General features: G+C 58.7%; 27 protein-coding genes and 1 pseudogene. 6 read left to right on the forward strand and 22 right to left on the reverse strand.

What is annotated here, in order from left to right:
* The 12 genes and pseudogenes from DY926_RS14995 to DY926_RS15050 form a co-directional block, all read right to left on the reverse strand.
* Window positions 1-283: pseudogene (locus tag DY926_RS14995) on the reverse strand (hypothetical protein); the annotation flags it as partial.
* Complete coding sequence (locus DY926_RS15000) at window positions 280-588, reverse strand: hypothetical protein (RefSeq protein WP_241503255.1); 309 nt, start codon at window positions 586-588, stop codon at window positions 280-282. The pseudogene DY926_RS14995 and the gene DY926_RS15000, both read right to left, overlap by 4 nt.
* Window positions 589-652: 64 nt before the next feature.
* Window positions 653-1153: a hypothetical protein gene (locus DY926_RS15005; protein WP_116704101.1), complete on the reverse strand. Its 501-nt coding sequence runs from the start codon at window positions 1151-1153 to the stop codon at window positions 653-655.
* 41 nt (window positions 1154-1194) lie between these two features.
* Complete coding sequence (locus DY926_RS17900) at window positions 1195-3366, reverse strand: autotransporter outer membrane beta-barrel domain-containing protein (protein ID WP_241503256.1); 2172 nt, start codon at window positions 3364-3366, stop codon at window positions 1195-1197.
* Window positions 3366-3992 (reverse strand): hypothetical protein, encoded by a 627-nt coding sequence (locus DY926_RS15015; protein ID WP_116704102.1) that lies wholly within the window; start codon window positions 3990-3992, stop codon window positions 3366-3368. The genes DY926_RS17900 and DY926_RS15015 overlap by 1 nt, the downstream gene beginning before the upstream one ends.
* Window positions 3985-5109, reverse strand: coding sequence for a baseplate J/gp47 family protein (locus DY926_RS15020; protein ID WP_116704103.1), 1125 nt, complete (start codon window positions 5107-5109; stop codon window positions 3985-3987). The genes DY926_RS15015 and DY926_RS15020 overlap by 8 nt, the downstream gene beginning before the upstream one ends.
* Before the next feature lie 37 nt (window positions 5110-5146).
* Window positions 5147-5509 carry a phage tail protein gene (locus tag DY926_RS15025; protein WP_116704104.1) on the reverse strand — a complete coding sequence of 121 codons (363 nt, stop codon included), beginning with the start codon at window positions 5507-5509 and terminating at the stop codon, window positions 5147-5149.
* Window positions 5506-6186 carry a phage baseplate assembly protein V gene (locus DY926_RS15030; RefSeq protein ID WP_116704105.1) on the reverse strand — a complete coding sequence of 227 codons (681 nt, stop codon included), beginning with the start codon at window positions 6184-6186 and terminating at the stop codon, window positions 5506-5508. The genes DY926_RS15025 and DY926_RS15030 overlap by 4 nt, the downstream gene beginning before the upstream one ends.
* Window positions 6179-7342 (reverse strand): hypothetical protein, encoded by a 1164-nt coding sequence (locus DY926_RS15035; protein WP_116704106.1) that lies wholly within the window; start codon window positions 7340-7342, stop codon window positions 6179-6181. The genes DY926_RS15030 and DY926_RS15035 overlap by 8 nt, the downstream gene beginning before the upstream one ends.
* Complete coding sequence (locus DY926_RS15040) at window positions 7339-7548, reverse strand: hypothetical protein (RefSeq protein ID WP_116704107.1); 210 nt, start codon at window positions 7546-7548, stop codon at window positions 7339-7341. The genes DY926_RS15035 and DY926_RS15040 overlap by 4 nt, the downstream gene beginning before the upstream one ends.
* Window positions 7549-7555: 7 nt before the next feature.
* Window positions 7556-8479, reverse strand: a complete 924-nt coding sequence (locus DY926_RS15045; protein WP_116704108.1) for a hypothetical protein — start codon at window positions 8477-8479, stop codon at window positions 7556-7558.
* Between the two features lie 168 nt (window positions 8480-8647).
* Window positions 8648-8977 (reverse strand): hypothetical protein, encoded by a 330-nt coding sequence (locus DY926_RS15050; RefSeq protein WP_116704109.1) that lies wholly within the window; start codon window positions 8975-8977, stop codon window positions 8648-8650.
* Window positions 8978-9100: 123 nt separating this feature from the next.
* On the opposite strand from DY926_RS15050, the gene DY926_RS15055 reads away from it, so the two are divergent.
* Complete coding sequence (locus DY926_RS15055; protein ID WP_116704110.1) at window positions 9101-9742, forward strand: DUF2441 domain-containing protein; 642 nt, start codon at window positions 9101-9103, stop codon at window positions 9740-9742.
* Between the two features lies 1 nt (window position 9743).
* Here DY926_RS15055 and DY926_RS15060 read toward each other — a convergent pair whose 3' ends face one another.
* The 4 genes from DY926_RS15060 to DY926_RS15075 all read right to left on the reverse strand — a co-directional run bounded on the left by DY926_RS15060 (window position 9744) and on the right by DY926_RS15075 (window position 11994).
* On the reverse strand, window positions 9744-10196 hold the full coding sequence (locus DY926_RS15060) for a hypothetical protein (RefSeq protein ID WP_116704111.1): 453 nt from the start codon (window positions 10194-10196) through the stop codon (window positions 9744-9746).
* A 162-nt stretch (window positions 10197-10358) separates the two neighbouring features.
* The gene (locus DY926_RS15065) at window positions 10359-10781 is read right to left on the reverse strand and encodes a hypothetical protein (protein WP_116704112.1); all 423 of its coding nucleotides are present in this window, start codon (window positions 10779-10781) and stop codon (window positions 10359-10361) included.
* 59 nt (window positions 10782-10840) lie between these two features.
* Window positions 10841-11698, reverse strand: coding sequence for a KilA-N domain-containing protein (locus tag DY926_RS15070; RefSeq protein ID WP_116704113.1), 858 nt, complete (start codon window positions 11696-11698; stop codon window positions 10841-10843).
* Window positions 11695-11994, reverse strand: coding sequence for a hypothetical protein (locus tag DY926_RS15075; RefSeq protein WP_116704114.1), 300 nt, complete (start codon window positions 11992-11994; stop codon window positions 11695-11697). The genes DY926_RS15070 and DY926_RS15075 overlap by 4 nt, the downstream gene beginning before the upstream one ends.
* A 314-nt stretch (window positions 11995-12308) precedes the next feature.
* Here DY926_RS15075 and DY926_RS15080 point away from each other — a divergent pair, with 314 nt between their 5' ends.
* Window positions 12309-12782 (forward strand): Arc family DNA-binding protein, encoded by a 474-nt coding sequence (locus DY926_RS15080; RefSeq protein ID WP_196778587.1) that lies wholly within the window; start codon window positions 12309-12311, stop codon window positions 12780-12782.
* Window positions 12783-12851: 69 nt separating this feature from the next.
* Here the strand turns inward: DY926_RS15080 and DY926_RS17080 are convergent, their stop codons facing one another.
* The gene (locus DY926_RS17080) at window positions 12852-13523 is read right to left on the reverse strand and encodes a hypothetical protein (RefSeq protein ID WP_148707813.1); all 672 of its coding nucleotides are present in this window, start codon (window positions 13521-13523) and stop codon (window positions 12852-12854) included.
* Between the two features lie 157 nt (window positions 13524-13680).
* The gene (locus DY926_RS15085) at window positions 13681-13947 is read right to left on the reverse strand and encodes a hypothetical protein (protein ID WP_116704116.1); all 267 of its coding nucleotides are present in this window, start codon (window positions 13945-13947) and stop codon (window positions 13681-13683) included.
* Window positions 13948-14247: 300 nt separating this feature from the next.
* On the opposite strand from DY926_RS15085, the gene DY926_RS15090 reads away from it, so the two are divergent.
* Together DY926_RS15090 and DY926_RS17085 are read left to right on the forward strand one after the other, a co-directional pair.
* Window positions 14248-14532, forward strand: coding sequence for a hypothetical protein (locus DY926_RS15090; protein ID WP_116704117.1), 285 nt, complete (start codon window positions 14248-14250; stop codon window positions 14530-14532).
* Window positions 14533-14593: 61 nt separating this feature from the next.
* A complete protein-coding gene (locus DY926_RS17085) occupies window positions 14594-14914 on the forward strand; it encodes a hypothetical protein (protein ID WP_148707814.1) in 321 nt (106 codons plus the stop codon).
* An 82-nt stretch (window positions 14915-14996) separates the two neighbouring features.
* Here DY926_RS17085 and DY926_RS15095 read toward each other — a convergent pair whose 3' ends face one another.
* Window positions 14997-17447 carry a hypothetical protein gene (locus DY926_RS15095; RefSeq protein ID WP_241503257.1) on the reverse strand — a complete coding sequence of 817 codons (2451 nt, stop codon included), beginning with the start codon at window positions 17445-17447 and terminating at the stop codon, window positions 14997-14999.
* 91 nt (window positions 17448-17538) lie between these two features.
* On the opposite strand from DY926_RS15095, the gene DY926_RS15100 reads away from it, so the two are divergent.
* Both DY926_RS15100 and DY926_RS15105 read left to right on the forward strand, forming a co-directional pair.
* A complete protein-coding gene (locus DY926_RS15100; RefSeq protein ID WP_116704118.1) occupies window positions 17539-17793 on the forward strand; it encodes a type II toxin-antitoxin system HicA family toxin in 255 nt (84 codons plus the stop codon).
* Window positions 17790-18137: a type II toxin-antitoxin system HicB family antitoxin gene (locus tag DY926_RS15105; protein WP_116704119.1), complete on the forward strand. Its 348-nt coding sequence runs from the start codon at window positions 17790-17792 to the stop codon at window positions 18135-18137. The genes DY926_RS15100 and DY926_RS15105 overlap by 4 nt, the downstream gene beginning before the upstream one ends.
* Window positions 18138-18141: 4 nt before the next feature.
* Here the strand turns inward: DY926_RS15105 and DY926_RS15110 are convergent, their stop codons facing one another.
* The 3 genes from DY926_RS15110 to DY926_RS15125 all read right to left on the reverse strand — a co-directional run bounded on the left by DY926_RS15110 (window position 18142) and on the right by DY926_RS15125 (window position 19623).
* Complete coding sequence (locus DY926_RS15110) at window positions 18142-18654, reverse strand: hypothetical protein (RefSeq protein ID WP_116704120.1); 513 nt, start codon at window positions 18652-18654, stop codon at window positions 18142-18144.
* Between the two features lie 193 nt (window positions 18655-18847).
* On the reverse strand, window positions 18848-19195 hold the full coding sequence (locus DY926_RS15120) for a hypothetical protein (protein ID WP_116704122.1): 348 nt from the start codon (window positions 19193-19195) through the stop codon (window positions 18848-18850).
* Window positions 19192-19623, reverse strand: a complete 432-nt coding sequence (locus DY926_RS15125; protein ID WP_116704123.1) for a hypothetical protein — start codon at window positions 19621-19623, stop codon at window positions 19192-19194. Before DY926_RS15125 ends, DY926_RS15120 begins: the two co-directional genes overlap by 4 nt.
* Window positions 19624-19656 lie beyond the last annotated feature (33 nt).

Here is a 19656-nt window from a genome sequence, read left to right on the forward strand (position 1 = left end):
AGTTACCCCGTGTGGACAGGAGCCTGCCCACCAGACTGCCCATCTGGCTGCCGGGCAGGAACGTCTTCCAGATGTCATCATGGGTAAACGGCTCCATCTGCCACAGACCGAGGGCAGGGCCGCCGCCGTCCTGCACCAGTCTGCGGCAACCGCTTTCGGCCAGCGCCGTGCCTGCCAGCAGGTTGACCGCGGCACGGCCGCCCATGCCGATCAGGGTCAGGGTAGGAGCAATCACGCGGACCTTGAGGTCAGACAGGTTCAGCCCGGCATCACCCGGCATCATGGATGGCCACCGTGCAGGAAATGCGCAAACCAGTCACAGAAAGGCGGATAGGCGAACAGGGCGGCCGCTACAGTGCCGATGATGGTGATCAGCCCCACAATGGCGGTGCCGATTGCCTTGACCGCCTTCATGCCCCCGATCAGTTGCCCCATACACTCCCGCATCTCGGTCGAAAGGGTGCGGACCTCTCCACGTAGCGCCCGCAGGTCGGTCTCGGTCGATTCGACTTTGGTCTCGACACGGACCAGACGGTCGCGCAGCTGGGGGTCTTCACCGAACCCCAGCACTCTCCATAGAATGAACATCAGATTTCCAGGCATAAAAAAACCGCCTCAAGGGCGGTCGGGCGGACGCGGATTGTCGGGTTGGTCAGGACGCGGCCGCTGCTCCCACCGTCACCTCAAGAGAGGCGGGATCGGTCAGGCCACCATTGTTCGTGGCGCTGATGGCCACAGTCCCGGCCGCCTTGGGCGTGTAGGTCACTGTCTGCGCGGTCGTGCTGCCTGCATCAAACGTGACGGTACTGGCCGAAAAGGTCCCGCCCGCGCCACCATCGGACAGCGTGACGGTGGTGTTCGCCTGGGGACCAGCATTGTTGGGCGCAAGGGTCAGTGTCAGGGGCGTCCCTGCCGTTGCGGTAGCCGCGCCAGCCAGCGTGTAGCCCGTGGACGGCACGGGATAGATGCTGCCTGCCGGATAGGCCCTGGCCGCATCCAGCCCCAGCGCCATGCCCGCGGGCGGGGTAAAGGCCGTGGGGCCGGGCAGCGTCATCGCCATGATGACGTAGCCCACCTGCTGCCAGCCATCGGCCTGCGTTCGGTACAGGACGTAATTCTGCGCGGTGGGGGATGTGGCTGTCGTGTCGGTCATTGTCAATATCTCCGGTTGTCAGATTGTAATTGTGCTTATGATCATGGCGCGTTGCCTATCGCCACGACTTGAAGGCGATATGCCTTGCTCGACGTATTGGTGCCATTTCCTGTGGTAAATGTCGGCTGGAACTGGAAACCAGTATTGCTGACTGGCGAGCTGGGGTCATCAGACCCCGCAAGGGTTACAAATCTCGATACCCCCTCTCCCGACGATCCCGGCTCACGATCAATGGTAGGGCTAACCACCGGCGTTGTTCCGGCAGCAAATGCCTTTGGGAAAACAACAGAATTGTTTGCGGAGCCGCCTGCGCCTGTTCCTAGCGCAACAAATGAAAGCGTCATCACGCCGTTGATGATGGTCCATCGACAGTTCTGATAATCGTCTGTGTCAGGAAGGCTTCCTGCCGTGGGAAGATCGGCAGCCCACGCCAGATCACCAGACCCACCGTCATAGACGGCACTCATGTTTCCCGATGAACCGTTAAGGTGGAGAGCGTCCCCGCGCTTGTCCCCGTTTGCCGCGACCACTCCCGAAGTTCCCGATATAAGGGAAGCCTCGACGTTGGTTGCACGGGTTACCTCTGCGGTGAGATCGGCAGCCCACGCCAGATCACCCGACCCGCCGTCATAGACGGCACTCATGTTCCCAGACGAACCGTTAAGGTGGAGAGCGTTCCCGCGCTTGTCCCCGTTTGCCGCGACCACTCCCGAAGTTCCCGACACGAGCGTGGCTTCCACGTTAGTCGCCCGTGTCGTCTCGGCCACCACTTCGCTGTGGGACGCAAGCTGGATGACGGTGGAGGCGGAAACCGTGCCATATGCGAACATGGCGGCCCCAAGCGCCGTGGACCAGTGAAGCCCGATACCCTGAGAGTCCCCGCTGGCCATCTCAAATGTGCCAGAAACAAGCCCGGCTTCCGCATTGGTGGCCCGGATCGTTTCATTGGTGACATCTGAATACAAGGCGACAGCGGCATAGGTCTGGCTGGCCCCGTTGGGGCCATATCCTACTGCTGGCCGTGACATGCCGCCGGAATAATGCAGCGAAAATATCTGCATGTCCCCGGCGCTCGTGTCCATGCTGTTCGTGCCTGAAACCAGCGTGGCGTCAGCGGCGGCGCGTGCTGCGGCTTCTGCCGTTACGTCCGAGGCGAAGGCAATGTCCGCCTGGCCGCCGTCCCAACTAATAGCGACCTTGCCGCTGCCACCATCTAGATGACCGCCATACAGTCGCTTGTCGCCATTCGCGCTGATCCCGCCAGCAAACCCGGCCATGAGGCTGGCATCTGCCGCCGCACGGGCCGCAGCCTCGCCCGTAACGTCCGAAAGCAGGGCGGCGGTGTAGTAACTGCCGTTCATATCATAGGACTGGTAAACCAGCCGGTCACCACTGTCCTGGGACAGGTCGCCAAGCTGGCCATAAGCCGCGTTCAGTTCTGTCCCGTATGTTGAGAGCAGATAGCCGCCCGTGACCGTGTTGCCCCCGCCATTAACATAGGAATAGCGTAGCCCCGGATAGGTGGTGTCACGGCCGAGGAACACCTTGCCCGCCACCTGGTTGATGCCGCCGCCCTGCTGGACGGGCGTGAAGCCCAGCGCATCTTGCTTATCCGCCTGTAGCTGCGGAATGGTGTCGTAAAACGGTGCACCATCCGCCTGCACGATCATGTCCGTGGTGATGGACGTAGCGGCTGCGGGCACGGTGATGATCCACAGCGGATATGCGCCATTGGGCGCGGATGTGCCAATGCCAAGTTGCGCAGCATCCTGCCGCACGGTAGGTGCGGTCTTTCCGCTGTTATCCGATCCGGCATAGGTCACGGACGGATTAGCGGCATTGTAGAACGGCAGCACGGTATCATCCGTATCGACCGTGGCGGGAGTGACATAAACGGTATAGGTCGCCCCTGCACCCGGAACAGTCAGCGTGGCCGGATCGCGGCTGACATACTGGCGCACAAGCGCGCTGGCGACGGCAGCCAGCGTGCCATAGGCCGTGCCATCCACCACGCCGGGGGCCAGCAGCGAGCCGGGCGCGACGGTCACGGCTAGCCCCGCTCCGGGCGTGCAGGCAAAGCCGCTTGCGGCCACCGTGGACCAGCCGTAAGCCATGGCCGCAAGCTGACCCAGACCCACATACGCATTGCGCTGGGCGTTGAGCTGGTCACTATCCAGCGGGATCTGGGCGGGGTAGACGATCTGCCTGTCCATCAGTCAAGGGTCTCCACGTCCTGAACCCATGCGATGGTGCCGGCGGGCATCACATCGGCCATGCGGTCCAGGGTCTGTGTTGCGGGCGGGTTGGTGTCACCCGTTGGTAGCTGGGCAAATAGCTGGAAGGGTGCGGCGCGCGAGCCATAACGCAGGGCGGACACGCCATAGCCGTAGCCGCCGCCAGTGGCGGGCGCGGACAGGCTGCCCAGCCCCTTGCAGTCAGCGGCGTTGCGCGGTTCGATCACGCGCCCGGCCTGCCTCACTTCATCGGCCATCACGTTCACCACATCGGGGCGCGTGCCCAGCGAGGGGAACAGCGCTTCCTCAATGCGGGTGCGGAAAGCGTCGTCACTTTCGCCGGGGTTGCGGCTCAGCATGGTGCCGAAGAAATCGGCGGCAAACATGTCGAGGAACGCGCCGGTCATGGTGGCCAGCCGGGTCTGGGCATCGGTGCCCGCCAGCAGGGCCCACACCCATGCAAACACGCTGCCAAAACCCTGCAGCAGGGCGTTGAGCACCGGGGCCTGTTCGGGCTGCCCGGTGGCGGGTGCGGGTGGGAACCAGCCGGTGGGTAGCAGCCTGCGGATGCGCAGGGCGAAGCCGTTCTGTGTGGTATCAGCCAAAATCCACCGTCCCGGCCCGGTAGGCCGTGCCAATGGTGGCGGGCAGGTCCACCACGCCGCCGGCCAGTGTCACGCCGGTCACGTTGGTCACGGACGTGCTGGCGGCATAGGCGATCTGGATCAGGCGCGAGTAGCTGGCCGCCGCCCCTATGGCGAGGCCGTTGAGGTAGGTTACGATATTGGTGCTGATCGTGCCCTGCACCGCGGCAAGGTCGCCGGTTGCATCCACGCTGACCGTCATGGCCACAGCGGGGCGGACCACATGCGGGCGCACCACCATGATGGACACGGCGGCAGGCCGTACGGCATCCACCGCCACATACACGGCATTGATCGTGGCGTCTGACACATCGCCCGACCCGTCATCGACATACACCACCACGTTGCCGGGCAGGAAGGCGCCGGATGTATCCACGTTCTCCACCACCTGATAGGCCAGATCGGCGGACACATCGGCCACCGCGTTCTCGATCGCGCCAATGGTGGCCTTGGAGCGGCTGTTGATGTAGGCGACGAAGCGGGTGCGCAGGGCCGCGTCGGTCTCGCCATCGCTGCCGTTGGTGAGCGCCGCGGTGTTGGTCACCGTATCGATGCCCGCAATGGCCGTACCCAGCAGGCAGATGGCACCCGCCGCCACGTTGCCCGCACTGCCCGCGCTCTCGCACTGCACCGGCACCGTGATGGATGCGGTGCCCGCGGGGCGGATATACGCGCCATCGGCTGCCGACCATGCCGGGTTGGTGCTGTCCTCAACCACATCATAGATCAGGTTTGATGCCGTCTTGACCGTACTGCCCACCGCGATGGTGGCGGACTGGCTCGCGGGCGTGAACGAGGTGAACGTGACCGTGCCGGTCGCCGCCGTGCCCGCCAGGCGCGTAAGGCCAAAATCCTGCACGAAACTGTCCACATCCGTGCCGATCGATGTGGCAAGGCGGGTGCGCGAGAGGATCTGCAGTGCGATGAACTGGAACCACAGCGCCAGCCCCGCCACGGCTTCCAGCATGGCGCGGCCGGGTGAGCCGACATTGAGGTCCAGCAGCGACGGGCACGCGCCCTGTGCCGCCGCGACCATGTTGCCCAGCGTGGTCTTGAAGGATTGGAAGGTGATGGCCAAGGGAGGCTCCGATTACAAGGCGACCCGAGGCCGCAGGTCAGGTGGTCAGTGTCAGTTCCTGCACCGCGCCGGTGGTGGCGTCCGTGTAGGAGATGGCCAGCAGGTAGACTCCAACTTTGGGGTTGGTCACCGTGACCGTGACGGGCTGGGTCTGGTCCACGCCGGCCTCGGCCTGCATCTGCTCCAGCACCAGCGCACGGATACCCGCCTCGTCCATCACGCTGCCGACCCGGGCAGGCAGCCCGGCGCCGTAATCAGGCTGCCAGATATAGGCCCCCGCATTGGTGCAAAGGCGGCGCAGCAGGGCCTGCCGGGTCTGTTCAGCACCACTCACCACGGCCACGCCGCCGGTGCCGGACAGGTCCAGATCGCCGCCCATGGTGTGGGATAAGGCGCTCATTGTGGCGCCCCCGTTGATCCGCCGCCCGGCTGCACGCCGCTGTGGGTGTGGCCCTTGCCGGAAATGCCAGCAGCCAGCACGTCTTTCTGCCCGGTTACAGTGCCCTGCGCGGTCACGTCCTTATCGGTCGTGATGGAGCCGCCCGTAATGGCCAGACCGTTTGCGTCCAGCACCATGCCCACGCTGCCCACCTTCCACGCCTTGGAGCCGCTGGTCAGGGTCTCGATGGCGTTCCCTGCCCCGCTGTAAATCGTGTCCTTGGTGATGTGCCACCACGGCGCGTTCTGGACCGCCTGTCCGGCGGCCGTGCCGCCATTGGCAGGTGGTGTTCCGCATCCGGCCACGATCAGAAATTCACCCGGCTGCGCAGGCTTCCCCGTGGCGGGGGAACTGGGCGGCATGACCACCGCGTCATAGATCGGGACAGCGGCCACGCCGTGTTCCGCGTCGGCCTCCACATGCACGACCAGCACATGCGTGCCGATGTCTGGCGGGCAGGCGATGCGCAGGCTGCCGACCTGTACGGCAGCATATGGCAGCCAGCCGCTTTCGATGTTGCTCGGCTGCGTCATGACCTTCACGGCATGGTTCACCGGGTCTACCGCACTGACAATGCCGAAACCGGGCTGGGCCTGCGCGTTAGCGATGCCAGACGCCACCATACGGAGATCATGCATCGGTGGCCTCGTCTTTCGTTACGTCGCGCGTGCGTAGCGTGATCTGCTGGGTGAAACCGCCAGACCACGAGAACTGGCTGGTCACGGCGTCTACATCCAGCGTGCCGTCCCATGTCGTGCCGGTGCCAGTGATCTGCATGAACTGGCGCGGGGCCAGCGTGATGCGGCCGGGGATCTGGCCACTGATGACGCGCTCGTGCGCTACGATCTCGTTGTATTTCTGCTGGGCATACTGCTGGAGCAGGTCCAGCCGCGCACCCGGTAGCGTGAAGCTGTGCAGGTTGCCCGTGCTCTCGGCTTTCTTGGTCGAACCGCCCTCGGCCGACCAGTAATATTCCACCCGGTTGCGCTGGCGGCTGTCCCAGCTTGTGACGTGCACGACCACCCCTTTGGCGATCTGGTAATCCCGTGTGAACCGCAGCCCGGACGCGCCCATTTTGATCGGGGCGAGCGGTCCGGCGTTCTCGTAGGTCAGGGTGTGGGTGTTGGACTGGATGGCCGTTGGATACGGCGCGCAGACGATCGTCTTGCCGTCTGCATACAGATCACACCCCGTCATATTCGCCAGGTAGCTGGCCAGGTCAAAAGCGGTCTGGAACCGGCTGTGGCTGCTGGCGGACTTGCGCTTGTGCTCCACCTGCCAGAACTGCCCCACCATGCCATCTTTCATGGTCACGTCTGGCGTCAGGCCGGCATCGGTGATCATTGCCTTGACCACATCCGCGCCGGTCATGTTCATCCAGCCCGACAGCACGCGCATGTCGAGCAACTTGGCCAGATAGTCGCGGCACTGGATATGGACGGCCGTTTCCGCCGGACTAAGTTCGACGTGATCCACGATGCCCGAGAACATGGTGGTCCACTGCGCGCCGGCCTGGGCCTCATCGCGCATCTGTAGCGTCACGTCGATATCGGGCAGCGCCTTGCCATTCTTTGACGCGGGCAGGTCGAACCAAAGGCCGTTGGCCGGGATCTGCGTGCGATCCAGTGCCAGCGTCAGGTCCAGCGTGTCAGCCCGGCTATAGCGGGTGCGGGTGAGCGTGAATTCTTCCAGACCGGTCTCAGGATGTTCTGCGCCATTGACCAGCAGACGGGCGCGGGGCATGCGCCAGATTGCTTGCTTACGGCGCGCCGTGACAGTGATTGTCTCGCTCATGACGACACCCCCGGCACGCCACTGGCCAGAGAGGCGTCAACGGTCGGCAGGACCAGTTGCACCGGCGAAGTGAACGCGGACAGGTCCGGGTCCGTCATGCCGTTAAGCTGCGCGATGCGCCACCACTGCGTGGCATCACCAAGGCGTGCGGCTGCAACGTGGTAAAGCGTCTGGTCCGCCGCCGTGACCTTGATCGTGGTTGCCATGGTTGTCCTACTGTGTCGTGACCAAGGGTCCGTTCTGTGTGCCGTCCGTGGCCGTCAGGGTGTTCGCATAGGCGCGATTGACCAGCGCGCCGGACGTGACCGATGCGCTGTGCAGTTCCGCGTTCTGGGTCAGGGTGGACAGGCCGGCCGCGTTGGTCAGGCTGATGCCCTCCAGATTGCCGCCAGTCTGGCTGATGGCCGTTGTCAGGCCAGAACCTGACGCCTCAAGCCCGGTCAGCAGGCTGGCGGAACTCTCGGGCACGGATGCCAGGTTCACACCGGCGCCGGACAGTCCGCCCACTACGGACAGGTTGTCCTGTACGCTGGCGAATACTCCCCCTGCCCCTACCATGTCCGCAATGGGTGTGACCTGCCCAACCACGGTATCAAGCTGGCCCGCGATGTTTCCCGCTATTGTGGACACGTCACTCACGGCGCCGGTGATCCCGGATATGGCGCTGGCCGCATCCGTACCAATCAGTGCAGACAGGGCCGATGAATTGCCGGTCGCGGTCGTGGCGGTCTGGGCGGGCTGTTCCAGCACCAGCCGGTACGGGATGACAATGCCCTTCTTCTGATAATCGTAGGAATACTGCACGATTTTGACCAGAAGCGAGAGGCCCGCACCAGTGAATTGAACTGGTCGGCCTGCAATACGCATCTGCTTGAGCGCCAGCGCCCGTTCTATGGCAGTCGGCCCAGTGAAGGTGCCGGACAGTTCCAGCCGGTCGGGGTCGTTACCAACCGCGTCGATAATCCGGTTGCCGCCGGGTAGCTTGTGCACGGCCAACTGCTGGCCGCCGCCGTCGCGGATCAGGTTCGGCACTTCCATGCCGGTCAGTGTCAGGCTGCCAATGGTGACAGGCGCCGATGCCCATAGCCGCCCGAGCGAGCCGATGGCGGTCTCAGCGTTCATGAGCGTCAGGGACATGGGAAATCCAACAAAAAAGCCGCCTCAGATGGGCGGCTTGGCGGTCGTATTCAGGGCATGATGGACTGAATAATGCATATTACTGGAAAAAGTACAAGGGCGAAGTCGGCGCAAGCGAAAATCGCCTTATACCACCCGCCATAGGGCACAACCCTGCATGCAGGCAGGTCAGAACGGATTTTCCACGATACTCTCTGGCTGGGCATCCTGCATCTGTTCATCAACGGTGTGGGGTGAGCGCGTGGTGCTGCGCCGGGTCGAGCGCGGGGTATGCTGGCGGGCCACCCTGACGCCAGACCGATGGTCGCCCTCTGCCTCGGCCTGGCGCTCGCACACATATGCGCCGTGTTTCGTTCGCCCATACCAGCGATCCCCTGGCAGGTGATAGACGCCAGTATTCTGGTTGACCCACACCACCGTATCGCCGGGACAGGATGGAGCGGCTTGGGCGGCTGGGATTGTGCCGATCAGGACGGCGGCGAGAATCAGGTGGCGCATGATGCGGATATACCGGCATAGGTGAAACAGAAGATGACCAGATAAACGCATAGCGTCCATGCGCGGTCGAGCTTAGAGCGACTCTCGCGCGCGTGGAAGAATGCCTTCTTTTGAAGGTGCCAAATGCGCAAAGTAGAAAATGAGATTTTTTATCATATCAATCGATATGGGCACAATAATTTACTGGGCCCAATGGAGGTTGGTAAAACATATAAAGTAGGGGATGAATACAATAATTTTTTTCGCAGCCATTTCGAGCACTCTCCTGTTTGGCCAGTTAAATACGGAGAGAAAAATATCATTTCAACAGCTCCAGCCCTGAACGTACTTATGAAATGTATTGATAACACAATTCAGTCCACTGATATAAAAGACGTAGCGAAGCCAAATTTTCAAGGGACTTATTTTCTAGGTCTGCATTATGCGACGCTTGCTCGAGAACTAATATGGGAACAGGTACGTCTTTCCCATTTTCCCGATCATCCATCCCGGCAGAAATGCTTATGGTTATGTGAACAAGATTCTATTAAATTCTGGATTGATCAAATTAAGAATCAAGAGGGAAAATTTCAGATATTAGAAGTATCTGCAACAGGGAATGTTTGCGAATGCTATCAAAATTTTTTATTATGCATTTTGCATGCAAAACCAGAATATATTAAAAATGCTCATAGTTACTGGAAGGGAGAAGTCAGCGGAACTTACTCAAAAGAAATACTATTTGAAGGAAGTCTATTTGTTGAAAAAGTGATTGAGATAAAATAACTTACTTAATCCACAATTCCCAACCTTGCTTCGCGGAAAGAACCAAAGAGGGATCAGGCTCGTCTGTCCCTCTTTTTGGTAAGCATAGTGTTCTCACTGTATTCCAATCGGGCAGATCCTCCGCCGCGACAAAGCTATAATTTCCGTCAAGATCAACAAATGTGATACCCTTGCGGTGCAGGTGAAGACGATTGTCTGTATCATTAGGGAATTGTTCTGCTTGAGCTATCGCAGATGCTCGATATAGCTTCTGGCCTTTGATGCCGCCGGAAAAGGCGAAAGTGACGGCATGCTTCTTGCCGCTAATCATGAGGTTGGTAGTGAAGTCCGCAGGTGGCAGGCTGGACCCGTTGGGTGACGACAGCATCAACATGGACGCGTCACCGTCGAACGGTTCCAGCCAGATATGCCCGGAACCTGCGAGGGGAACGGTTTTCTTCGCCGTCTCTGTCATGCCGCGCTCCTACGTCTCGATCAATCCTGATGATTGAAGATATGAGGCAGGTGGCAATCCACTGGGTGCGACTTCTGCCAAAGCGGTAATATAATACCGTTTTGGCAGGTTGTCCATTTTGGACAGCAAAAAGGCCGCCCCGCGATGGAGGCGGCCAGTTTCTTATCCGATCAACTCACGCTCCCGGCCAATTTCACAGCCAGGTATCAGCATCTTCACCGCAGCGGGTGGCCGTGACTGACCTTCTCGGTCCGCGATGACACGAGCGACATACTGGACACACTCACCCATGGCCTGCCACAGTTCTTCAGCAGATTTCCTGCCGCCAACGTAGTCCATCGTCCCGAAGAACGGGGCATAACACATCTTCCCGATCTTCTCGGGTGAAGTGTCTACCTTCCCTTCCTCCTGCGGCTCCACACCAATCCCACGCTTGCGCAGGAACGCGCACCGGGCCTGCTCCACCACAGCCTTGATGCCCAGACGGCAGCGGATATGCCGGATCAGGTCGTTCCGCCGCCACTTCGCGTTGGCATCGTTCGGTCGGCCCTTGAGGTGTGTTTCCCATGCCTCGCAGTTCGCCATCCAGATCAGCAGTTCTTCATCCTCTGGATAGTGCCCGCTGACCGGGTTCTCCGTGAGGGCTACACTGTTGCGGTCTCCGGCTTCTTGGCGAAAGGGACAGATACAGACTCTCCCTTGACGGCAAGATGAGACGAAAGAACCGCAAGAACCCGTTCAGACCAGCGATAGGTTTGCACGGACCCATCCGAATGAGCCTTCCCCGTATCTGACAAACGGGCAAACTGCATGCCGCTTTCGGTGGGTGTCCATACGATCTTATTCTTCTTGTCGCGGCTGTCCGTATGCAACCCAGCCTCTTTCAGAAGCTGGTTTCCTGCGATGCCTGGTCGCGATCCCGGAAGGTCGAGGCGCTCGGCAATCTCGCTGGCGTTCAGCGTCTTGGTATTTTCGGGCGCTTCATGGTGCGTAATGCCCATGAGCGTCAGCGGACTCTCGTTGCACTTCTTGTTGGTGTAGCGATCTGCATAAATCGACGCCTGATTATCGTCGAGGCCCAGTATCTTGGCGATGCCAAAGCCTGTACGGAATGTCGGCAGGACTGAGGGTTTACGGACACGCTTAACGGTCTTCTCCTTTTGCTTCCCCGCCAGAGCCTCCATCTTTTCACGCGCGGCCTGATTGACCCAAGCGTGAAACTCAGGAGACAGCTTCTTGGCGTAAGCAAAAGCGATCTGCCAGTAAGCCCACGTTCCACCGCCCTTTCCGGGATTGGATTTTATAACATGGGAAATTCCCATGTTTTGAGTTTCACTGATAAATTCGATGAACTTCTCAGCATCGGCAGACCGCTGCCATTCTGCAGGAGAACTTGAGGCGGGCTTCCCGGCGGCCTTCCACATGTCGGTGAGGCACAGCATTTCATCGCAGAAGTTGATTGGCTTTTCGTTGTAGACGAGGACGCCTTTGTTGGTGCTCATGCTGCGGCTCCCTTGGCTTCTTCCGCTTTTTCAAATGCACGCATAGCAGCGGCTCCCATCGCTCCGGCGATTTCCATGGCGTCTTCTGTTTTTATCCCAGAAATCTTCGCCATCTCGGATATGGCCGTTGCTGCGCCTTCAACCGGACCTATGAGGTCAAGGCACTTCTTGCCCTGTGCATGATATGACAAGCCAATACGATGCCCAATCTGGACATAAGTATCTATCGTAAGAACGCTGTCGCGCAGGTTCTGAATGACTGGACTATAGTTTTTTGAAGTGCTACGTTTCTGCATAGCTGTATTCCTTATTCAGCGTGAGAGGCATCGGGATTGCTTTGGTCGGCTCCCGGTGCCTTTTCTGTTTTTTGGGAATGATGAATGTACTGCTCAAGGCAGTATTCAATCTGACCTGTTATGGAGCGACGATTGGCCCTCGCGTTCTCTCGCATCCATTCGTTAATCCAACTTGATAATCGGACCCTGATCATCGGGTCTCCTCTCGCGGCCATATCGCCCTCTTTCGCAAAATGCCGCACCCGTGTGTCATTCCGTGCGGCAGACACACCGATAGCTTTTGTGTGGCATATCCGTCAAGGAAAATGTGTGGCATGCTGTGTGGCATGGCACGAGAAGATCTTCATTTCCGTCTGCGCATACCGGAAGACCTGAAAAAACAGGTGCATGAAGCGGCAGAAAAACACGGGCGATCCATGACCGCTGAAATCATTCAGAGGCTGGCATGGACGTTTGATGGTGGCTTCTATGACGATTTTGGACCGGATACCGTTAAGCCGGAAGCGTCCGCGAAGGTATCTTTGACCGGACTCCATAAACTCAGCGATGAATTGGCGACTCTTGAGGCCGCTCTCTATGCGGAGCAAGGAATGCTTATGGAGGCAACCGATTACGCGGAAGATTTTGACAGCCCAGAAGATGCCAAAGATGCAGCGGAATTATCTGAAACCCGCATTGGACAACTGGAAAGGCGCATCGCGCGGGTCAGAAAAAAAATTGAAGCCGAGAGGCTCAAAGAGCGGAATGCGCCTAACCCTTTTTCCGATCCAGAGACAGAAAAAGGCTGATAGAAAAAAGCCGCCCGAAGGCGGCTCTTTTTTAAACGGGCATCAGCTCATAAATACCGCAGAATATTCTCATTGAGGCGCAGACGACATCATTGCTTCTAGCCCCGATTTTAATGCGAAGTCTTTATCCGAATGATAATTATCGGCAATTTCAGGGATAGATGTGAACCTAAAATTTTTCCAGTTGATTTTCGCCCATGTGGACTTTGAAAAAACAAAGTCGAACATAGGCCGTTTAACATCATTACCGAATTTATCCGGTTCTACATATTCCCAAGAAAATTTACATTTTTCTGGTGAATGGTTTTGCTCAAATAGATGATGCACAAGACTCGCGCTAATTTCCGAAGCAACCATATCCATCATCGAATATCTTTCTGTATCTCCCATATAATCGGAAACAGAAGAATTAAAAAAACCCATACCAATAACTTTTTTAAAGTTATTCCTGAACCTAATTTCATTAATCTCGGAAGATACTAAACACTTATTGTCGTTATATGTAAGATTTGTTGTTATACCAATGCTATCATCTGGGTTATCCGCACCGATAAGCTGTGTTGGAAACTCCGTTGTCGACCATGCCAGTGTTTTCGGTGTACATAAAACAAAGTGCCCCTTGGACAACTCGCTTACCGAGCACCGGACATAATAAGATTTCTTATATTCAAATATAAATAATATAGATATAATTAATAAAAACAATAAAAGACACGCATATATTTCCAGACGTTTATTCACACTACCCTCCCTCAATGTGAATAAACTTTGTACCATTCCGCATTATCTAGCCAGAACAGACTGTCTTCGCCTACCGCAAACTGCCCCCACAATCTGCTGACTCGCCAGACTCGTCCGGCCTGTGGAAATATCCCCACAGGAGGGCCGGATGAGCGATCTAGGAAGCCTGCAATTCAGCCCGAAATGCCCCAAGTGCGGCGGAAACCTTGGCGTCGAAGTCAGCGATGGACAGCCTCGGGGCGATGATGAGATCATCTGCCAGTCCTGTGGCTTCGTCCTTGGGCCGCGCAGCGAGGTTTCGAAAAAAATCATCGCAGAGAATAGAAGCGAAATCGAGCGAGCGGCGGCCGATAAGGTCCGTGAGGTTTTGAGAAAGGCCATCGGGCAATGAAACGCGGATGGTCAGCGGCATTGTCTGCTTCATGTTGACTTCCTTTCGAAAGGTAAGGGTTGCGGTTGCATTTCTCGCCCTACTAACCCCCGCAGCATCCCACGCCTACGCGCCCCGGCACGACTACGCCCCTTCCAGTGCCCAGACTGAACCGGTCTGCCCTAAAGGTGACCAGCCGGTATGGGTGAACACCCGGTCCAGCGTCTACCATTACCGGCACGAACGCTGGTACGGGAACACGAAGTATGGGCAGTATGAATGTGAGAAAGACGCGCAGGCCGAGGGGCGTCAGCCTACGCGGAATGGGCAATAAACAGGACGGAATATTCCTAAATGAGCGATTCTGACGAAGGCCGCACAAAAAGCTGGACCGAAGATCCCTATTTCACTGACGCCCTGTATGCGCTGCGCGATAAGCGCGAACACGGCCTACGTTTCCTCACGATAGATCTGGATGCGATCGGAGAGGTTATGTCAAATGGAGATGGACCCGCCTACCGTCTGCTTGATGCCATGGTCGACATTCAAGAGACGGAAGGCTACCACGGCAAGAGAGGCGCACCGCGCGTTCTGCTGGCAACGCTGCTTAGGCTGGCGGAGATTTCAAAAACGGTGTGATGGCGTCCTATAGGGGCGACTCATACGGCCGTGGAAGGGTGTCTCCGTAAAGGAGATACCCATGTCAGACGATCAGAAAAAACCTGCCGGTATGGCATCCGAAGAAGCAAAGGAATTCAAAGAGAAATGGGCAAAAATTCTATCATCAGAAAAGCCCGCTCTAGAATGCTTCTTTGACCTTACAACAACAGTAACCCTTTCTGCCGATGGATCGGTTTACCTTGATTGCCCAAGTCTGCATTTTCCGGGCTTTGATCAGGCGCAGATAGTTCGGGCCCACCTAACACCGGAAACAGTATCAATCCTAAAACACGCCCTTGCAGAGGCTGAAAAAAATCCGGGTAAGCCTGTTCAATTTTCCGCAAAAAATCGGAGCCATTAACGGGCGTTATTTCCATTTCGGGTCTCCTGCCAATGCGGTATCATAATACCACATTGGCAGGAGTGTCCATCATGGATGATGCCTACCGACCAATCGCCCTACCCGGCAACTGCGGGTTCTGAAGCACGTCCGGGGCTGTGCCGCTGGCGCGCATGTCCTGCTGGGTCTGACGGAACTGCAGATCCTGAACTGTCGCGGCGATCTCTCGGCTATCAAGTTTTACACTGATATTCGCGGTCCCCACGTGCTGCGTGTTCGTGCCACCCGCCTGAGCAGGCTGCATCGCGGAAATGCGATTGGCCTGATGATAGCCCTCATGCGCCACGCCAAAGACGCTACCGACAACAGCGCCCCCAATAGCGCCCGCAGCGGTGCCTGCGCCCGGCAAAACAGAGCCGCCAATCGCTCCGGTCGCCGCTCCTGCCGCTGCGCTTTCGAGAATGCGGCGCAAAGGGCCTGGAATGTGGTCCAGAACCGCGCCAATGGACCCAGCAATACCCCCCACAACGTGGATCAGGGCTGATATATCATCCGCAAACTGCCGGACATCATCGGGATGTCTCCCCACGAAATCACTGATCCCGTTGAACGCTCCGGTCAGCGCCTGCAGGGAACTGATAAATGGCCCCTGCGCGGCCTGACCCACCGTGAACTCCAATCGTTCCCATGCTGTGTGCATGGCGAGGGACTGGGCAGACTGGCCGCCTGACAGGGCATCCACCGATCGCATGGCATCCGTGCGACGGGCGGCAGCGGCCTGACGGGCGATATTCCCCTCAGCCCCCGTCGCCTCGCCCGCCAGATCCGACACGTTCATGCGCTGGATGTAGCCCGTCAAATCAGGATTTGACCTGATTAGTGGCGATAGATAGCGATTAATCCAGCCAATAGGGTCAGAGGTCAGTCGGGCCTGATCCACAAATCGCCCCTCACGATCTGTCAAGTGTAGTTTATCGCTGAAATACGCGAAGTCCCCATCAGTCATGCGGACATGATTGCCTGCAAACAGGTTTTCAAACGACCGCACCTGCATACCGGCGCGGGCCGGGTTCACGTCGATGAAATGGGCAAGGTTAAGCATGCCTTCATCGGACATGTTCTGCGCGGCCAAACCTGCAGACCGGGCGAATGACTGGAAGTTCTGCCCGCGCATGAACTGCCGGTTGGCAATGACCATACCCAGGGCAGAATTGGTGCTTTCCGACGCCCTTTCCATCGAGAACTGACCCGTGTGCGGGTCATAAAACCGGTTGGAAATGTCCTGTGCCCGGATAAACGCGATGCTTTCCCGCATCGCTTCCTCTGGCGATTTGCCCAGAAGCTGGAAGGTACGATCCACACGGTTAATCAGGGACGTAACCGGGGCCTGTTCCTCCATATGGCCACCGCTAACCTCGTATGCCTCCTGTGCCATACGGGCTGCATCCACAGGCGTGAGGTAACGGTTTTCGCGCATGGCCTGCTGTGCGCTGGCCTGAATGGCGGACATGTTTGCAGCAGCCTGCGGGTCACCCTGCATACCGAGGAACGTCTGGTCATACTGCCCGGTCTGGCTGAACGCGGATGCGAGCGTCTCCCCTGCCCCGTGGATGCCGGCATATGCCGCCATACCGGCCGCCAGCGGCCCAACACGCGGCACGCCGACACCCGACAACGCCCCACGGGCTGCCATCACCCCTTCCCCGACTTCCCCCGGATTGACGGCGTGGGGGCCAGCATACGGAAACGGCCCATAAACATCGCTGCTACCATAATTCACGCCCATCGTGGTTTCGCGGGCGGACCTGTGGCGTTCTGGTGTTACGGATTCTGGACCGCCAGACATGGTGAAATCGGGCGCATATCCGGTTTCCGATCCCCGGAAGCTGGCCCCGTTACCCATGCTGCTGCCCTGCCCCGGAATGACCGTCAGCGCGCGGCTGGGCTCAGGCTGGTATTCCAGCAGTAGTGGCGACCGCTCGGCACGCGGGGGTGGCGGACCATAAGGCGCCCCCACCATGACGCCGGGACCGGTTGACCCGTACATGGGGCCTGGCGCGCCGCGCACCACCGTGATCTCCCCGCGCGGATCATACCCAAGCAGGGGAACAGGTGACGGTGCGGGCAGCAGGCGCGTTGGCGCGTCAGGCACATTGGTTGCTGCCGCCGAATAGGGCGAGACGTAACTGGAACGACCCAGATCGTCAGGCAGCGGCGGCGGGGCCGGTGGTGGCGCAGAAGAAGGCCGCGACGCCCCGCGACTGCGCGTAGGCTGATCCTCATCGGCGCCTGTGTACTGAGGCGCACGGAACCGACCGGAAGCGGATGCAATATCTCGCGCAGCCCGCGCTGCACGCTCCATGTCATCCGCCATGCCGCCAGCCAGACGCCGCGCGCCGCCTAGAGACGACACCATGCCATTGAAACCCTGTTGTGCTTCGCGCTGAGCAGACAACAGGCGTTCCAGCGCCTCGATCATCTCGCCAATCGGCCCGGTCACGCGGGTAGCGTTGGCGACGAGGTTTACGCCGATTTCATAGGCTTCGATGGGCATGGCAGGCTCCGACTGACAGGTGCGGCACAAATACGGATAATGCTATCACTTTTAGCTTGCATCCTGCAGATAGATGGCACATTATGCTTGCATGAACCGCAAGCAGTCACGCACCCTCGAAGCGATCTTCACCAACCCGGTCAGCGCCACCATCAAGTGGCCCGAAATCGAAAGCCTGCTGGTTGCGGTTGGTTGTGAAGTGATTGAGGGCAACGGCTCGCGTGTAAAGTTCATCAGCAAGGGCCAGATGCTGGCGGTTCACCGCCCTCATCCGCGCAAGGAAGCCAAGGAATATCAGGTTCGCGCCGTGCGTGACTTCCTGACCAATCTGGGGATCAAGCCATGAGTGTCATGACCTATAAGGGCTATCACGCCCGCGTTGATTTTGAACCGAACGACGGCGTATTTGCGGGCCGTCTGGCGGGGATAAACGATATCATCACCTTCGAGAGCGACAATGTTAATGGGCTGCAGGAAGCTTTCCACGAGGCGGTGGATGACTACCTGGAAACATGCCAGCAGATCGGGAAAGACCCGCAAAAGCCCTATAGCGGCAAGATGATGTTCCGCGTTGCGCCGGAAGTGCACGCACATGCAGCTTTGGCGGCCGAACTGGCTGGAACGAGCCTTAATCAGTGGGGAGAAAAAGTGATTAGGGAAGCTGCAGGGAAAATTATCACAGCAAAATAACCCTCTATTCGCTTTCTTGCGCCCGTGCATTTGGCAGCGGCCGGCCCTCGATCGCACGCACGACCATGCGGCCAATGCCATGCGCCACCTTCTGTTCGTTCCTGAATGCTGCAACGGACAGTTCGGGGCGCGGTGGCTGGTAGTTGTTCTGCTCCATGCGGCCAACCTCGAACACCACGGCCTTGATGTCGTCAGATCCGATCGAGGCTTCCACACGCAGGGCCGCATCGCTGACCCTCGTGCCGTAGCTGTCGCGCATATCGCCGGTCCGCAAACCGGGCTCATCGGGCGAAAACCCCTTGCGGATGCGGTCGTCTATGGTCCGGTCCGCCAGGGGCGCGGTCGGCAATCCGCTTTCCGGTCCATCCAGGTATTGCCCGATCTGCACCTTGGTCTCGGTCTTTACAAGATCGGCTCCGTCCTGAACGCCACGATGAACCGCGTGGGCGATATTCGGCTCCACGCGCTCGCGCAGGTGCCGTATGAAGCCATCCAGCGTGTTGAATTTCCGCGTCATGGTTCAGCATCCACATATCGACCGATGGACCAGTCGAAACGGGCCGGGATCAGGCCGTATGTCTCCCGGCTCCGCCGTTCCGTGATAGCCACACAGGCGGCAAAGCGCCGCGTGCGTGACCACTTTCTGGCAACGTCCCAAGGCACCCCGCTATCGGCCAGCAGGAGCATTTCCTGCATAACGGGGTGCCTGCTCAGTTTTTTGCCGTTTCAGCGTCCACATCCGCAGGAACAGCCTTCTCCGGCGCATTCTTGTCCTTGGCCGGGTAGAACACGGCCTGCAGGGCGATGATGCCGTCATTGCCGATCCGCCGGGCAAGCTGCTTCACCTGTTCCTTGGTTTCGGGCATTTCCACCGGCACACCATCGATGGCATCCACCGAACAGATCATCTGGGCATACCCCATCCATGCGCCAGCCGATGCCGACTGCATGGCCGTGCCTGCCACTTCGATCAGGTCCAGCATGTTGCCGGGGTCCAGTTCCTTCAGTTCCAGCTTCTTGCCAGATGCGGTCGTGATTTCCTTGGGGATCATGGTCATGAAATCTTGTTCCTGATGCGCGCCATGAAGTCGATGTGCTGGGTGACGATGTTTTCGGACTGATAGTGCCCGGCGTTCGTCAGGCGGATGGTGGCACCCATGAATTCGTACGTGGTGGATGTGCCATCGCATTCGGTGACATACTGGTAGACGCTGCCAAGGATCATGGTTCCGGCTTCCCAGAAACCGCCTTCGATGGCCGCGAACAGGTCATCCGCGCCTGAATTGTCCCGCTGGAAGTCGAACCCGCCGCTCCACCCATTGGGCGTGTCGTAGAATGAGGGCATGTCATTCAGGGGCATGGACATGAGCCGGTGCGTCTGCTGCTGCGCCTGGAAACCGGTGACGGTCGGCAGTTTGATGCGCGATCCGTTGTAGACCAGGACAACCCGGCAATCCCGGCCTACGTTAAATGGCTTGTCTGCCATTCAATCCTCCAAAGAAAAAGCCGCCCGGTATGG

Source organism: Komagataeibacter melaceti (assembly GCF_003403295.1).
GTDB classification, from domain to species: domain Bacteria; phylum Pseudomonadota; class Alphaproteobacteria; order Acetobacterales; family Acetobacteraceae; genus Komagataeibacter; species Komagataeibacter melaceti.

Excerpts from the sequence above, each read along its gene's own strand:
- DY926_RS15000 (WP_241503255.1), bottom strand. The coding sequence starts at position 588 with ATGTTCATTCTATGGAGAGTGCTGGGGTTCGGTGAAGACCCCCAGCTG.
- DY926_RS15005 (WP_116704101.1), bottom strand. The coding sequence starts at position 1,153 with ATGACCGACACGACAGCCACATCCCCCACCGCGCAGAATTACGTCCTG.
- DY926_RS17900 (WP_241503256.1), bottom strand. The coding sequence starts at position 3,366 with ATGGACAGGCAGATCGTCTACCCCGCCCAGATCCCGCTGGATAGTGAC.
- DY926_RS15025 (WP_116704104.1), bottom strand. The coding sequence starts at position 5,509 with ATGAGCGCCTTATCCCACACCATGGGCGGCGATCTGGACCTGTCCGGC.
- DY926_RS15030 (WP_116704105.1), bottom strand. The coding sequence starts at position 6,186 with ATGCATGATCTCCGTATGGTGGCGTCTGGCATCGCTAACGCGCAGGCC.
- DY926_RS15035 (WP_116704106.1), bottom strand. The coding sequence starts at position 7,342 with ATGAGCGAGACAATCACTGTCACGGCGCGCCGTAAGCAAGCAATCTGG.
- DY926_RS15040 (WP_116704107.1), bottom strand. The coding sequence starts at position 7,548 with ATGGCAACCACGATCAAGGTCACGGCGGCGGACCAGACGCTTTACCAC.
- DY926_RS15045 (WP_116704108.1), bottom strand. The coding sequence starts at position 8,479 with ATGTCCCTGACGCTCATGAACGCTGAGACCGCCATCGGCTCGCTCGGG.
- DY926_RS15050 (WP_116704109.1), bottom strand. The coding sequence starts at position 8,977 with ATGCGCCACCTGATTCTCGCCGCCGTCCTGATCGGCACAATCCCAGCC.
- DY926_RS15055 (WP_116704110.1), top strand. The coding sequence starts at position 9,101 with ATGCGCAAAGTAGAAAATGAGATTTTTTATCATATCAATCGATATGGG.
- DY926_RS15060 (WP_116704111.1), bottom strand. The coding sequence starts at position 10,196 with ATGACAGAGACGGCGAAGAAAACCGTTCCCCTCGCAGGTTCCGGGCAT.
- DY926_RS15065 (WP_116704112.1), bottom strand. The coding sequence starts at position 10,781 with ATGGCGAACTGCGAGGCATGGGAAACACACCTCAAGGGCCGACCGAAC.
- DY926_RS15070 (WP_116704113.1), bottom strand. The coding sequence starts at position 11,698 with ATGAGCACCAACAAAGGCGTCCTCGTCTACAACGAAAAGCCAATCAAC.
- DY926_RS15075 (WP_116704114.1), bottom strand. The coding sequence starts at position 11,994 with ATGCAGAAACGTAGCACTTCAAAAAACTATAGTCCAGTCATTCAGAAC.
- DY926_RS15080 (WP_196778587.1), top strand. The coding sequence starts at position 12,309 with ATGCTGTGTGGCATGGCACGAGAAGATCTTCATTTCCGTCTGCGCATA.
- DY926_RS15085 (WP_116704116.1), bottom strand. The coding sequence starts at position 13,947 with ATGAAGCAGACAATGCCGCTGACCATCCGCGTTTCATTGCCCGATGGC.
- DY926_RS15090 (WP_116704117.1), top strand. The coding sequence starts at position 14,248 with ATGAGCGATTCTGACGAAGGCCGCACAAAAAGCTGGACCGAAGATCCC.
- DY926_RS17085 (WP_148707814.1), top strand. The coding sequence starts at position 14,594 with ATGTCAGACGATCAGAAAAAACCTGCCGGTATGGCATCCGAAGAAGCA.
- DY926_RS15095 (WP_241503257.1), bottom strand. The coding sequence starts at position 17,447 with ATGCCCATCGAAGCCTATGAAATCGGCGTAAACCTCGTCGCCAACGCT.
- DY926_RS15100 (WP_116704118.1), top strand. The coding sequence starts at position 17,539 with ATGAACCGCAAGCAGTCACGCACCCTCGAAGCGATCTTCACCAACCCG.
- DY926_RS15105 (WP_116704119.1), top strand. The coding sequence starts at position 17,790 with ATGAGTGTCATGACCTATAAGGGCTATCACGCCCGCGTTGATTTTGAA.
- DY926_RS15110 (WP_116704120.1), bottom strand. The coding sequence starts at position 18,654 with ATGACGCGGAAATTCAACACGCTGGATGGCTTCATACGGCACCTGCGC.
- DY926_RS15120 (WP_116704122.1), bottom strand. The coding sequence starts at position 19,195 with ATGACCATGATCCCCAAGGAAATCACGACCGCATCTGGCAAGAAGCTG.
- DY926_RS15125 (WP_116704123.1), bottom strand. The coding sequence starts at position 19,623 with ATGGCAGACAAGCCATTTAACGTAGGCCGGGATTGCCGGGTTGTCCTG.